The sequence below is a fragment of the Streptomyces sp. NPDC039423 genome, from assembly GCF_055598725.1.
In genome coordinates this window covers 662,171-673,928 of sequence record NZ_JBVKAH010000002.1, presented here as the reverse complement: position 1 = coordinate 673,928, position 11,758 = coordinate 662,171, and the positions used below count along the sequence as shown (strand labels likewise).

Annotated in this window: 13 protein-coding genes; 6 read left to right on the top strand and 7 right to left on the bottom strand. The window is 71.9% G+C overall.

Features of this window, described 5'->3' with window-relative positions; translation table 11 throughout:
- Positions 1–30: 30 nt before the first annotated feature.
- The gene (locus ACZ7LK_RS09120) at positions 31–996 is read right to left on the bottom strand and encodes a zinc-binding dehydrogenase (RefSeq protein ID WP_392272110.1); all 966 of its coding nucleotides are present in this window, start codon (positions 994–996) and stop codon (positions 31–33) included.
- A gap of 230 nt (positions 997–1,226) precedes the next feature.
- The gene (locus ACZ7LK_RS09115; protein ID WP_392272111.1) at positions 1,227–2,444 is read right to left on the bottom strand and encodes an NAD(P)-dependent malic enzyme; all 1,218 of its coding nucleotides are present in this window, start codon (positions 2,442–2,444) and stop codon (positions 1,227–1,229) included.
- A gap of 561 nt (positions 2,445–3,005) precedes the next feature.
- Here ACZ7LK_RS09115 and ACZ7LK_RS09110 point away from each other — a divergent pair.
- The 3 genes from ACZ7LK_RS09110 (at position 3,006) to ACZ7LK_RS09100 (ending at position 6,302) form a co-directional block, all read left to right on the top strand.
- Complete coding sequence (locus ACZ7LK_RS09110; protein ID WP_392272112.1) at positions 3,006–3,986, top strand: ABC transporter substrate-binding protein; 981 nt, start codon at positions 3,006–3,008, stop codon at positions 3,984–3,986.
- Between the two features lie 652 nt (positions 3,987–4,638).
- Positions 4,639–5,544: an amino acid ABC transporter permease gene (locus ACZ7LK_RS09105; RefSeq protein WP_469464270.1), complete on the top strand. Its 906-nt coding sequence runs from the start codon at positions 4,639–4,641 to the stop codon at positions 5,542–5,544.
- Positions 5,541–6,302 (top strand): amino acid ABC transporter ATP-binding protein, encoded by a 762-nt coding sequence (locus ACZ7LK_RS09100; protein ID WP_392272113.1) that lies wholly within the window; start codon positions 5,541–5,543, stop codon positions 6,300–6,302. The genes ACZ7LK_RS09105 and ACZ7LK_RS09100 overlap by 4 nt, the downstream gene beginning before the upstream one ends.
- Before the next feature lie 58 nt (positions 6,303–6,360).
- Here ACZ7LK_RS09100 and ACZ7LK_RS09095 read toward each other — a convergent pair whose 3' ends face one another.
- The gene (locus ACZ7LK_RS09095) at positions 6,361–7,122 is read right to left on the bottom strand and encodes a class I SAM-dependent methyltransferase (RefSeq protein ID WP_469464271.1); all 762 of its coding nucleotides are present in this window, start codon (positions 7,120–7,122) and stop codon (positions 6,361–6,363) included.
- Between the two features lie 79 nt (positions 7,123–7,201).
- On the opposite strand from ACZ7LK_RS09095, the gene ACZ7LK_RS09090 reads away from it, so the two are divergent.
- Positions 7,202–7,831, top strand: a complete 630-nt coding sequence (locus ACZ7LK_RS09090) for a CGNR zinc finger domain-containing protein (RefSeq protein ID WP_392272114.1) — start codon at positions 7,202–7,204, stop codon at positions 7,829–7,831.
- Here ACZ7LK_RS09090 and sodX read toward each other — a convergent pair.
- Complete coding sequence (sodX, locus tag ACZ7LK_RS09085; protein WP_392272115.1) at positions 7,735–8,172, bottom strand: nickel-type superoxide dismutase maturation protease; 438 nt, start codon at positions 8,170–8,172, stop codon at positions 7,735–7,737. The genes ACZ7LK_RS09090 and sodX overlap by 97 nt on opposite strands.
- Before the next feature lie 153 nt (positions 8,173–8,325).
- On the opposite strand from sodX, the gene sodN reads away from it, so the two are divergent.
- Positions 8,326–8,721, top strand: a complete 396-nt coding sequence (gene sodN / locus ACZ7LK_RS09080; protein WP_392272116.1) for a superoxide dismutase, Ni — start codon at positions 8,326–8,328, stop codon at positions 8,719–8,721.
- A gap of 84 nt (positions 8,722–8,805) precedes the next feature.
- Here sodN and ACZ7LK_RS09075 read toward each other — a convergent pair whose 3' ends face one another.
- Both ACZ7LK_RS09075 and ACZ7LK_RS09070 read right to left on the bottom strand, forming a co-directional pair.
- The gene (locus tag ACZ7LK_RS09075) at positions 8,806–9,333 is read right to left on the bottom strand and encodes a GNAT family N-acetyltransferase (protein ID WP_471139231.1); all 528 of its coding nucleotides are present in this window, start codon (positions 9,331–9,333) and stop codon (positions 8,806–8,808) included.
- 15 nt (positions 9,334–9,348) lie between these two features.
- Entirely contained in the window at positions 9,349–10,338 is a 990-nt protein-coding gene (locus tag ACZ7LK_RS09070) for a LysR family transcriptional regulator (protein WP_392272118.1), read from the bottom strand.
- 174 nt (positions 10,339–10,512) lie between these two features.
- Between ACZ7LK_RS09070 and snpA the strand changes: the two genes are divergently transcribed.
- Positions 10,513–11,184 (top strand): snapalysin, encoded by a 672-nt coding sequence (gene snpA, locus ACZ7LK_RS09065; protein ID WP_469464263.1) that lies wholly within the window; start codon positions 10,513–10,515, stop codon positions 11,182–11,184.
- Positions 11,185–11,253: 69 nt separating this feature from the next.
- Here the strand turns inward: snpA and ACZ7LK_RS09060 are convergent, their stop codons facing one another.
- On the bottom strand, positions 11,254–11,712 hold the full coding sequence (locus tag ACZ7LK_RS09060) for a DUF6304 family protein (RefSeq protein ID WP_392272120.1): 459 nt from the start codon (positions 11,710–11,712) through the stop codon (positions 11,254–11,256).
- Positions 11,713–11,758 lie beyond the last annotated feature (46 nt).

Here is an 11,758-nt window from a genome sequence, read left to right as displayed (position 1 = left end):
GGAGATCCCATCAGCGCGACTGACGGCCCATCAAGAGGTGGAAAGGACAATCTTTCCGAAGAGGTCGCCGGCCGCCATCTTCTCGAAGCCCTCCCGCGCCCGGTCCAGCGGCAGCACCTCGTCGATGACCGGCCGTACGCCCGTCGCCGCGCAAAAGGAGAGCAGGTCCTCCAGCTCGTCCTTCGAGCCCATCGTCGAGCCGACGACCTTGAGCTCCAGGAAGAAGATGCGGGTCAGCTCGGCGTGCGAGGGCCGGTCGCCGCTGGTGGCGCCGGAGATCACCAGGGTGCCGCCCGGCCGCAGCGACTTGACCGAGTGCGACCAGGTGGCCGCGCCGACGGTCTCGATCACCGCGTCGACCCGCCGCGGCAGCCGCGCGCCCGGCTCGTACGCCTCGAGCGCGCCCAGCTCGACGGCCCTCTTGCGCTTGGCCTCGTCGCGGCTGGTGGCGAAGACCCGCAGGCCGGCCGCCTTGCCCAGGACGATCGCGGCGGTGGCCACGCCGCCGCCCGCGCCCTGCACGAGGACCGAGTCACCGGGGCGTACGCCGGCGTTGGTGAAGAGCATCCGGTACGCGGTGAGCCACGCCGTCGGCAGGCAGGCGGCCTCCGCGAAGGACAGCTCCCGGGGCTTGGGCAGGACGTTCCAGGCGGGGACGGCGACCTTCTCGGCGAACGTGCCCTGGTAGCGCTCGGTCAGGATGGAGCGGGGCTCGTCCGGGCCGACGCCGTGGCCGGTCTGGCCGATGACGGAGTGGACGACCACCTCGTTGCCGTCCTCGTCGAGGCCGGCGGCGTCGCAGCCGAGGATCATCGGCAGCTTGTCCTCGCCGAGCCCGACCCCGCGCAGCGACCACAGGTCGTGGTGGTTGAGGGAAGCGGCCTTGACGGTAACGGTGGTCCAGCCGGGGCGTACCTCGGGAGCGGGGCGTTCGCCCAGCTCAAGGCCGTTCAGGGGCTGGTCGCGGTCGATTCGGGCGGCATAGGCAGCGAACATGACCTTGACCATAGGGCGGGGCGGTGCGCGGCGGTACCGGGCGCCGGTGTGACGTCAGTCCCGTCCCCCGTCCGTCCGGTGGGCGCGGCCGGCCGCCGCCCGCCCACCTTCCCGGACGCGGGTGCGTCCCGGGGGTGACCCCGGGTGCCGGGCGGACGCCGAAGGGCCCCGCTCCGTTCCCCGGGGGGCGACGGAGCGGGGCCCTCGTCCGTACGAGCACCCGCCGGGCGTCAGCGGCGCGCGACGCCCTCCGCACGGGCGGCGGCGGCGACGGCGGCCGTGACGGCGGGGGCGACCCGCTCGTCGAACGGCGACGGGATCACGTAGTCGGCGGCAAGCTGGTCACCGACGACGTCCGCCAGCGCGTTGGCGGCGGCGATCTTCATGCCCTCGGTGATCCGGGAGGCCCGGACCTGGAGCGCGCCCGCGAAGATGCCGGGGAACGCGAGCACGTTGTTGATCTGGTTCGGGTAGTCCGACCGGCCGGTGGCCACGACGGCCGCGTACTTGTGCGCGACGTCGGGGTGGACCTCCGGGTTCGGGTTGGCCATCGCGAAGACGAAGGCGCCCGGCGCCATCGACGCGACCGCCGGCTCCGGCACCGTACCGCCGGAGACGCCGATGAAGACGTCCGCGCCGGCCAGCGCGCTCTCCAGGGAGCCGGAGAGCCCGGCCCGGTTGGTGAGCTCGGCCAGCTCGCGCTTGACCGGGGTGAGGTCCTCGCGGTCCCGGCTGACGATGCCCTTGCGGTCGGCGACCGCCACGTCGCCGAGTCCGGCCTCCAGCAGGAACTTGGCGATGGCCACACCGGCCGCGCCGGCGCCGGAGATCACGGCGCGCAGGTCGCCGAGGCCCCGTCCGGTCAGCTTCGCGGCGTTCCGGAGGGCGGCCAGGGTGACCACGGCGGTGCCGTGCTGGTCGTCGTGGAAGACCGGGATGTCGAGCCGCTCCTGGAGCTTGCGCTCGATCTCGAAGCACCGGGGCGCCGAGATGTCCTCCAGGTTCACGCCGCCGAAGGACGGGGCGAGGCGGACGACGGTCTCGACGATCTCGTCCGTGTCGGTCGTGGCGAGCGCGATGGGCACCGCGTCCACGCCGCCGAACTGCTTGAAGAGGATCGCCTTCCCCTCCATGACCGGGAGGGAGGCCTCCGGGCCGATGTCACCGAGTCCGAGCACGGCCGTACCGTCCGTCACGACGGCGACGACCTGGGACTTCCAGGTGTAGTCGTGCACGAGCTCGGGCTGCTCGGCGATGGCGCTGCACACCTTGGCGACGCCGGGCGTGTACGCGAGGGACAGGTCGTCCTTGTCGCGGATCGGCACCGTGGCCTGCACGGCCATCTTGCCGCCGCGATGCAGCGCGAACGCCGGATCGAAGGGCTCGTCGGCGGCACCTTCGGTGCTGTTGTCGCTGTCGCTGCGAGGATTGACGATCTCCGCTGCCATTGTGTTGACCCCTTAAGTCATTTCGTTCGAGGGTGGCCACTCCTGGTTGAGGAGGGGTGGGCGGGCACCGCGTCCGTGCCTGCGCCAGGTGGTTGGCCCGCCCGGGCAGGGGAGGTACGTACGCGTCGGGCGCGCCGCACACGCGCCCTGAGCCCCGGATGAGGGGTGTAAGGATCCTTCTTACCGGACGGACCGCTCTGACGACGAGTCGGTATCTCATATGAGCCTCGACACGGACCACAGCCCGGATCCGGTGACATGACTCATAGCTGAATTTCTGGACAAGTCCGTACGCAACCCGCTTTGCGGCCGCTATCGCGTCCGAATGACGAGATCAACCGGAGATTTTCCGGCCGGAAGAAGGCAACCCCGTAGAAGGTCCGGCCTTGATGTACCGGCCTGTTGGGGTTCGGGGGTCTCCCGTTATCCGATTTTGACATGCGGGCCCCCCTGTTTGGGCTAGTCCGAATGGCAAGATGCCGTAATCACACGCGGTCGAAGCACCCGATGGTGCGTGCGCGACCGTTTGGCAACTCCCTCACCCGCCGGAGGAACCCGACCATGACCGCAAGCACCACCCGCTGTACGACCGCCGCGAAGTCCGGGTCGCTCCGGACGTCCCGGATAGCCGCGGTCGCCGCGATCGCGGTCGCCGGCTCCATGCTGCTGACCGCCTGCGGCGACCAGACCGAAGCCGGCAAGGCGAAGGACTCGGGCGCCGTCTCCCAGGGCAGCTCGGCCCCGCTGTTCGCGAAGCTGCCGGAGAAGTACAAGAAGTCCGGTGTCATCAAGGTCGGCACGGACGCCGCCTACGCCCCCATGGAGTCCATGGAGGGCAACAAGGTCGTCGGCATCGACCCGGAGATCGGTGAGGCGCTCGGCAAGAAGCTGGGTGTGACCTTCACGTTCGAGAACGGCAAGTTCGACGGTCTGGTCGGCTCCCTGTACTCGGGCCGCGTCGACATCGTGATGTCCGGCATGACGGACAACAAGGACCGGCAGCAGGGCCTGGACGAGGGCAAGAAGACCGGCAAGGGCGTCGACTTCGTCGACTACTTCCAGTCCGGCACGGCCATCCTGGTCAAGAAGGGCAACCCCAAGGGGATCAAGACCCTCGACGACCTGTGCGGCAAGAAGGTCGCGGTCCAGCTCGGCACGACGTACGCGGACGCCGCCAAGGCGCAGTCCGCGAAGTGCGAGAAGGACGGCAAGCCCAAGATCGCCATCGAGACGCCGGACACGGACGCCGAGGCGCAGGTGCGCGTGAAGGCGGGCGGCGCGGACGCGGACCTGAACGACTACCCGGTCGCCGTCCACGTCGCGAAGACCGCGGACGCCGGCAAGGCCTTCGAGGTCGCCGGCGACCCGGTCGACGCGGGTCCGTTCGGCATCGCCGTGGACAAGGGCAACACCCAGCTCCGTGACGCGATCAAGGAAGCGCTGGACGCGATCATCGCGGACGGTTCGTACCAGAAGATCCTGGACAAGTGGGGCGCTTCGCAGAGTGCGATCGACAAGGCCGTCATCAACGGCGGCAAGTGATCCACCCCGCGCTCTGTGAAAGGCAGTCATCGTGACTGAAAAGCTCAACCCGGGATCCTCCGACACCCCGTCGGAGGAGCCCGGCAGCGGCCCGGCGAAGGCCGCTGCCGCGAAGAAGACCTCGACCCCGAGGAAGACGGCGGCCAAGAAGACGGCCACTCCCCGTAAGGCGGCCGCCGCGAAGAAGACCACCACCGCGCGCAAGACGACGCCGGCCAAGAAGGCCCCCGCCAAGCGCGCCACGGCCGCCGCCAAGGCGACCGAGGCGGCCGAGGCCACCGCGACCGCCGCCACCGCGGCCGACGCGGTGAAGACGGCCGAGGCCACCGGGACCGCCGGGGCCACCGGCGCCCCGGAGACCGCCCCGGCCGCCGCCGAGGCGACCGAGACCATGACCGAGACTGCGGCCGAGGCCGGTACGGCCCCGGCCGGCGACGCCACCGAGGCCGCCGCCAAGGCGACCGAGGCGGCCGAGGCCACCGCGACCGCCGCCACCGCGGCCGACGCCGTGGCGACCGTCAAGGACTCCCCGGCCGACGAGCCCGCGGCCACCCCCGCCGCGGCCCCCGAGGACGCGCGTCCCGCGACGCTCACCAAGGAGCCCGCCACCGGCGACGCCGGGAACGCGGGCGGGTCCGGGGGCACCCCCCGGATCGCCAAGGAGGACGGCGACGCCGCCGAGCCGATCCGGGCGATCCCCGTCCGTCACTACGGGCGCTACGTCAGCGGCACGCTCGTGCTGGCCGTCCTGGTCTGGCTGGTGTCCGCCTTCGCCGGCGGCAACGTCCGCTGGGCGACCGTCGGCGACTACATCACCGACGGCGACATCCTGGCCGGCGCCGGCCGGACCCTGATGATCAGCGTCATCTCGATGGTCATCGGTCTGGTGCTCGGCGTCGTCCTGGCCGTGATGCGGATGTCCAAGAACCCGGTCACCGGTAGTGTCTCCTGGCTCTTCATCTGGTTCTTCCGGGGCACCCCGGTCTACGTCCAGCTACTGCTCTGGTACAGCCTGTCGCTGATCTTCCCCTACTTCGAGATCCCGTTCATCTACAAGGACGAGATGTCGGACGTCATGACCCCGCTGGTCGTGGCGCTGCTGGGCCTGGGCCTCAACGAGGGCGCCTACATGGCGGAGATCGTCCGCGCCGGTATCCAGTCGGTCGACGAGGGCCAGACGGAGGCCGCGCACGCGCTCGGCATGACCCAGGCGCAGACCATGCGCCGCGTGGTGCTGCCGCAGGCCATGCGGGTGATCATCCCGCCGACCGGCAACGAGTTCATCAACCTGCTGAAGACCTCGTCGCTGGTGGCCGTGGTCTCGTACCCCGACCTGCTGCGCAGCGCGCAGATCATCTCGGGCCGTACGTACGCGGTGATGGAGATGCTGTTCGTGGCCTCCTTCTGGTACCTGACGCTGACCAGCATCTTCAGCGTCGGCCAGTACTACCTGGAGCGGCGTTACGCCCGCGGCTCGCTGCGTGACCTCCCCCAGACCCCGTGGCAGAAGGTCAAGGCCAATCTGTCCACCCTGCGACGCCCGGAGGTGGCGCGATGACCGCCATGGTGAAGGCCGAGGGCGTGCACAAGTCCTACGGCGCGGCCCACATCCTCAAGGGGATCGACCTGGAGGTGGCGCCCGGTGAGGTGTTCTGCCTCATCGGCCCGTCCGGGTCCGGCAAGTCGACCTTCCTGCGGTGCATCAACCACCTGGAGAAGGTCAACGCCGGCCGGCTGTACGTCGACGGAGAGCTGGTCGGCTACCGCCAGAAGGGCGACAAGCTGTACGAGCTGAAGGACAGCGAGGTCGCGCTCAAGCGCCGGGACATCGGCATGGTCTTCCAGCGCTTCAACCTGTTCCCGCACATGACGGCCGTCGAGAACGTCATGGAGGCTCCGGTCCAGGTCAAGGGCGAGTCCAAGGCCGTGGCCCGCGAGCGGGCGCTGAAGCTGCTGGACCGGGTGGGGCTGGGCGACAAGTCCGGCAACTTCCCCTCCCAGCTCTCCGGCGGCCAGCAGCAGCGGGTGGCCATCGCCCGGGCGCTGGCGATGGAGCCGAAGCTGATGCTCTTCGACGAGCCGACGTCGGCGCTCGACCCGGAGCTGGTGGGCGACGTGCTGGACGTGATGCGGGACCTGGCCGAGTCGGGCATGACGATGGTCGTCGTCACGCACGAGATGGGCTTCGCCCGTGAGGTCGGCGACTCGCTGGTCTTCATGGACGGCGGTGTGGTGGTCGAGTCCGGTCACCCGCGGGACGTCCTGACCAACCCGCAGCAGGACCGGACGAAGGCGTTCCTGTCGAAGGTGCTGTAAGGACGGGGGAAGGGGCGGTACGGGACTCCTCCCGTACCGCCCCTTCCCGTGCTCCCGGCTACCTCAGCGCCAGCACCAGCGCGTCCGACGGCGAGGACCACACGGCCCGCGCCTCGGCGAACCCGGCCTCCCGGAGGGTGCGCGCGTGCCATTCCAGGGAGGGCGTGTCGCCCTCGGCGTGCTCCCCGTAGAGGGCGAAGCGCTCGGCGGTCGGCGCGGCCAGGACCGGGTCCTCGGCGGCCAGCTCCCACCAGGCGGCCCAGTCGAGCGCGCCGGCCTCCCTGGCGCGGTCCATGGCGGCGTGCCGGTGGGCGCGCTCGGCGGCGTTGATGCGGGGCGTGGTCGCGTCGCGCATGTGGTCGGCGTTCATGAACACGCCGCCCTCCCGGACGAGCCCGCCGAGCTGTCCGTACAGCGCGGCCAGGGGCTCGGTGCGGAGCCAGTGCAGGGCGGTGGCGGTGAGGACGGCGTCGTACGCGTCGTACGGCAGGGCCGCGGTCCAGCGCGGATCGGTGAGGTCGGCCCGTACGAAGGTCACCCGCTCGTCCCCGGCGAAGTACCCCTCGGCGATGGTGAGCAGGGCCGGGTCGAGGTCCACGCCCGTGCTCACGGCGTCCGGGAACCGGTCGAACAGCCGCTTGGTGATGCTGCCCGTGCCGCACGCGAGGTCGAGGACCCTCGGCGCGGTGCCGACGAGCGCCTCGACCATGTCGAGCATGACCCGGAACCGCTCCTCGCGGTCGGGCATGTACCACTCCTGCTGCCGGTCCCAGCTGTCCTGCCAGGCCTGCCAGTCGGTTCCCGCCGCCGTCTCCGTCACCACGACCTCCGCCCTCCGTAATACCCTCGTATCAGACCCGTCTCTTACTGAGCCTAAATCGTCGCCGTAAGGACTACAAGTGGAACTGGCCTATTACTCGGACTACGCCGTACGTCTGGTCAACACCGAGGAGCCGGCGCGCAACAAGGACTCCCTGACCTCCGTGGAGGTGGTCCGCGATCTGTTCGGCGAGGCCTCGCAGATGGCGCGGCGCGCCACCGACGCGGACGTCACCCGGTTCCGCTCGGTGCGGGCGCGGCTGCGGGCGGTCTTCACCGCGGCCGACGCGGGCGACCAGACGCGGGCCGTGGACCTGCTCAACTCACTGCTGCTGGAGTTCCCGGTCAGCCCGCAGATCTCCGGCCACGACTTCCTCGACGACGAGGGCCGGCCGCGCTGGCACATGCACCTCGCCGACCACCCGTCCAACGCGACCGCCGGGTACGCGGCGATCGCCGCCATGGGCCTGGCCTTCCACCTGACCGAGTTCGGCGCCGACCGGCTCGGGCTGTGCCAGGCGGCGCCGTGCCGCAACGCGTACCTGGACACCTCCACCAACCGGTCCCGGCGCTACTGCTCGGACCGCTGCGCCACGCGCGCGAACGTCGCCGCCTACCGGGCCCGCAAGCGCCTGGAGACGGAGCGGTCGGCGAGCACCGGCCGCACCGCCGAGACCAGCCAGGAGAGCACCACCCCGGCCGACCGCTGACGCCCCGGCCGTATCCCCCGGTACCGCGCCCGCACCCGTCCCAGCACCAGGTCCGGCGGGACGGGGCCGAAGGCACGGCTGTCCACGGCCTCGACGGCCCGGTTGTCCCCCAGCACCCACCAGCCGCCGTCGCGCCGCTCCACCAGGCGCTTGACGATCAGCAGGTCCTGCTGGAGGGGATGCCGCAGCACGGCCACGTCCCCGGCCCGCAGCGGCGCCCCGTAGTGCACCAGCAGCTGGTCGCCGTGGTGCAAGGTGGGCACCATCGACGGCCCCGTCACCTCGGCGATCCCGAACGCCACCTTCGGCCCCCGCCCCTGCTCGGGGCCCCGCTCCGTCATCCGGCACACCTCCCGTACCTTCGTGGACCTTCCTCCACGAGTCCCATGGTCACCCTGGACTTTTGTCGTAAGCCCATGGGGGCACCCGCGAAAAGCCGTCTGTCACGGAGTAATGTCCCACCTGAGAAGACGATCACGAGGAAGGACAGCTCAATGCTCTCCCGCCTGTTTGCCCCGAAGGTGAAGGTCAGCGCGCACTGCGACCTCCCCTGCGGTGTCTACGACCCCGCCCAGGCCCGTATCGAGGCCGAGTCGGTCAAGGCCACCCAGGAGAAGATGCAGGCGAACGACGACCCGCACTTCCAGGCCCGCGCCACGGTCATCAAGGAGCAGCGCGCGGAGCTCGCCAAGCACCACGTCTCGGTGCTCTGGAGCGACTACTTCAAGCCCCCGCACTTCGAGAAGTACCCGGAGCTGCACCAGCTGGTCAACGACGCCCTGAAGGCCCTCTCGGCCGCCAAGGCGTCCACCGACCCGGCGACGGGGCAGAAGGCGCTGGACCACATCGCTCAGATCGACAAGATCTTCTGGGAGACCAAGAAGGCCTGAGCCGCTCCTCCAGCGGCACAGCGCGATCCAGCGACGGCCCGGCCCGGGCGGCGACTCCGGGGCCGGGCCGCCGTGCGTCCGGGCTCAGGACGCGGCGGGGGCGGTGTGGGCCCAGGTGAGGAGCGGGTGGGTGCGGCCGTTGCCGCGTACGGTCACGGGCGGCTCGACGATGAGGCGGAAGCCGGCCGCGCGGGCGACGGCCGCGCTCGCGGTGTTGTCCGGCTCGATCAGGAGGACCACCCGGGGCAGGCCCAGCACCTCGTGGGCGTGGCGGGTCAACAGGCGGGTGGCCCCGGCGGCGAGGCCCCGGCCGCGGTGGGCGGCGCCCACGGCGTACCCGATGGCGCCCTGGCCGGTGCCGAGCAGGACCTCGCCCAGCGGGGGGCCGCCGTGCTCGGTGATCGCCAGATGGAGCCGGGTGCCGTCGGCGCGGGTGCGGCGGATCATCGCCAGGTAGGCGGTCGCCGCGGCCCGGTCGAAGGGGGAGGCGAGGGGCGTGCGGTGGGCGACGTCGGGCTCGTCGAACAGCTCGCTCATGGCGGGGAGGTCCGCGTCCGTCCATTCGCGCAGCACGAGGTGGCCGTCGGTGAGGGAGGCAGGGGTGGGGGGCACGGGCGGCTTCCGGGGTCAGGCGGCGTGGGTGAGGGGGCTGCCGTGGCGGAGGAGCCACTGGCGGTACGCCGAGGTGCGGAGTGCCGCTTCGCGGTAGGCGGCCGCGAGGTCGGCGTACAGCAGGTCGGTGCGGGCCGGTTCCCGGTACGCCGGGCCGCCGGCGTCATCGGGGTCCGGCCCGGGGCGGCTGTAGAGCAGCAGGCGCACCGCCAGCGGGTCGCCCCGTAACGGCCGTATCGCCATGTCGTCGCGCGGCCCCGACGTCGGCTGGCAGGGCGCCACGACCTCACCGGCCACGATGAGGGACGCGGCCGTGTGGTAGTCGCCGTGCAGGACGGGCGGGTCGATGCCGGCCGCCCCCAGTACCCGGCGCAGCCCGTCCCACTCGCCGTCCACGGTGGGGTCGACCATCCAGCGGTCACCGGCCAGGTCGGTGAGTTCGACGACGGGCGCGGCGGCGGCCGGGTGGTCCCGCGCCATGGAGATGAACTGCGGCTCCCGCTCGACCAGGACGCGCCGCTCCAGCCCGTCCGGTACGCGCAGCGGGCAGCCCTCGACCTCGTGGACGAACGCCACGTCGAGCCGCCCGGCCGCCAGGGCCCGCAGCAGGGCGCCCGCCGAGACGTCCATGTGCAGGGTGATGTCCGTGCCGGGCAGCCGGTCCCGCAGCCGCCGCAGCCAGCCCGCCAGCGCCCGGCTCGCGGTGGAGCCGACGCGCAGCCGGGCGCCGTCGGCGCGGGAGGCGGCCGCCCTGGTCTCGGTGACGAGCGCGGCCATCTGGGTCACCAGGGGGCGGGCGCGGCTGAGCACCGCGTGGCCCAGCGGGGTGGGCCGGCACCCGGTGCGCTCGCGCGCGAACAGTTCGGCGCCCAGGGCGTGTTCGATGCGCCGTAGCTGCGTCGTCAGGGACGGCTGGCTGACGCCGAGCAGGCGGGCGGCCTTGTGCAGACTGCCCGTGTCGGCGATGGCGCACAGCGCCCGCAGGTGCCTCACCTCCAGCTCCATGCCCCGAGAGTAAGGCGGTTGACGGCCGAACCACCAGATACGGAAGGGGACTTGGGGCCGGGTGATGCGCCGGTGCTATCGCCCGCTGACATCATCCGTACGGGACGCCGACTCCCCGACACTCTCCCCAACCGAACGGCCCACCCAGCCGTTCAGGATCACGAGGAGCCCCCCATGAGACACCCCAAGGCCGTGCTGTCGGCTGCCCTGAGCCTCGCCGCCGCCCTGGCCGCCGTACCGGCCGCGACCGCCACCGCCGCCCCCGCATCCGCGTCCGCCCCGGTGGCCGCCTCCGCCCCGGTGCCGTCGTCGTACGCGGCGTACGCCGGTTCCGCCGAGGAGGCCAGGGCCAACCGGGCCTTCTTCGAGGCGGTCATGGAGTCGGTCGCCGAGAAGCGCGCCGCGAACCCCGGCGCCCTGGCCGTCACCGTCGTCTACTCGTCGACAGGCGCCCCGAGTTTCCGCACCCAGATAGCCCGCTCCACCCAGATCTGGAACAGCTCCGTCAGCAACGTGAAGCTCCAGGAGGGCAGCAACCCGGACTTCCGGTACTACGAGGGCAACGACTCCCGCGGTTCGTACGCCAGCACCGACGGCCACGGCCGGGGCTACATCTTCCTCGACTACCGGCAGAACCAGCAGTACAACTCCACGCGCGTCACCGCCCACGAGACCGGTCACGTCCTCGGGCTGCCCGACCACTACTCCGGGCCGTGCAGCGAACTGATGTCCGGCGGCGGGCCCGGCACGTCCTGCCAGAACGCCCAGCCGAACACCCAGGAACGCGCCCGCGTCGACTACCTGTGGCGCAACGGCCTGGCGGCCGCCGTGGCCCGGGTGTCCTGACCCTCGCCACACCCCGGTGGGCCCGCGGCGAGCCGCCCCGGGCCCGCCTCCGGGGGCCGTACCGGAAGGTCAGGCCGCGGCCCCGGCGCCCTCCAGGAGCGTGCGGCCGAACCGGGTCCCCGGCGGCAACTGGCGCAGGATGCGGTCGAGGGCGTGGTCGACGTCCCCGCCGGCCAGGCCCGATTCGTACGCCGCTCCCCCGCAGTGCAGGGTGAGCTGGAGGTCCACCCGCTCGGGCGAGCCGTCGGACAGGGCTTCGCCCAGCGCCAACAGGCAACTGAGCGTGGCCCGTTGGGCGTCACCGTCGAGGAGGACCGGCAGCGGCAGGTCCCACTCCAGTACGCAGCCGGCCAGGGGCAGGCCGCCGTTCTCCTCCGCCGCGCTCAGCGCGTCCAGGCGCGCGCCCGCGTACTCCACGCCCCTGACGCGGGTGGCGATCCGCCGCCCGTCCGCCGTGATCGCGATCGCTTCCGCACCGCGGCGGTCCCGGTACCAGCCGGTCCAGACTTCCGTCGACTCCGATGACATGGCGCGGACTGTAGCGCTACGACCGCCCCCGGCGTGCGCCGGTCAC

Bases quoted from the DNA above. Each gene is read 5' to 3' on its own strand.
- ACZ7LK_RS09120 (WP_392272110.1), bottom strand. From the start codon at position 996: ATGTTCGCTGCCTATGCCGCCCGAATCGACCGCGACCAGCCCCTGAAC.
- ACZ7LK_RS09115 (WP_392272111.1), bottom strand. From the start codon at position 2,444: ATGGCAGCGGAGATCGTCAATCCTCGCAGCGACAGCGACAACAGCACC.
- ACZ7LK_RS09110 (WP_392272112.1), top strand. From the start codon at position 3,006: ATGACCGCAAGCACCACCCGCTGTACGACCGCCGCGAAGTCCGGGTCG.
- ACZ7LK_RS09100 (WP_392272113.1), top strand. From the start codon at position 5,541: ATGACCGCCATGGTGAAGGCCGAGGGCGTGCACAAGTCCTACGGCGCG.
- sodX (WP_392272115.1), bottom strand. From the start codon at position 8,172: ATGACGGAGCGGGGCCCCGAGCAGGGGCGGGGGCCGAAGGTGGCGTTC.
- sodN (WP_392272116.1), top strand. From the start codon at position 8,326: ATGCTCTCCCGCCTGTTTGCCCCGAAGGTGAAGGTCAGCGCGCACTGC.
- ACZ7LK_RS09070 (WP_392272118.1), bottom strand. From the start codon at position 10,338: ATGGAGCTGGAGGTGAGGCACCTGCGGGCGCTGTGCGCCATCGCCGAC.
- snpA (WP_469464263.1), top strand. From the start codon at position 10,513: ATGAGACACCCCAAGGCCGTGCTGTCGGCTGCCCTGAGCCTCGCCGCC.
- ACZ7LK_RS09060 (WP_392272120.1), bottom strand. From the start codon at position 11,712: ATGTCATCGGAGTCGACGGAAGTCTGGACCGGCTGGTACCGGGACCGC.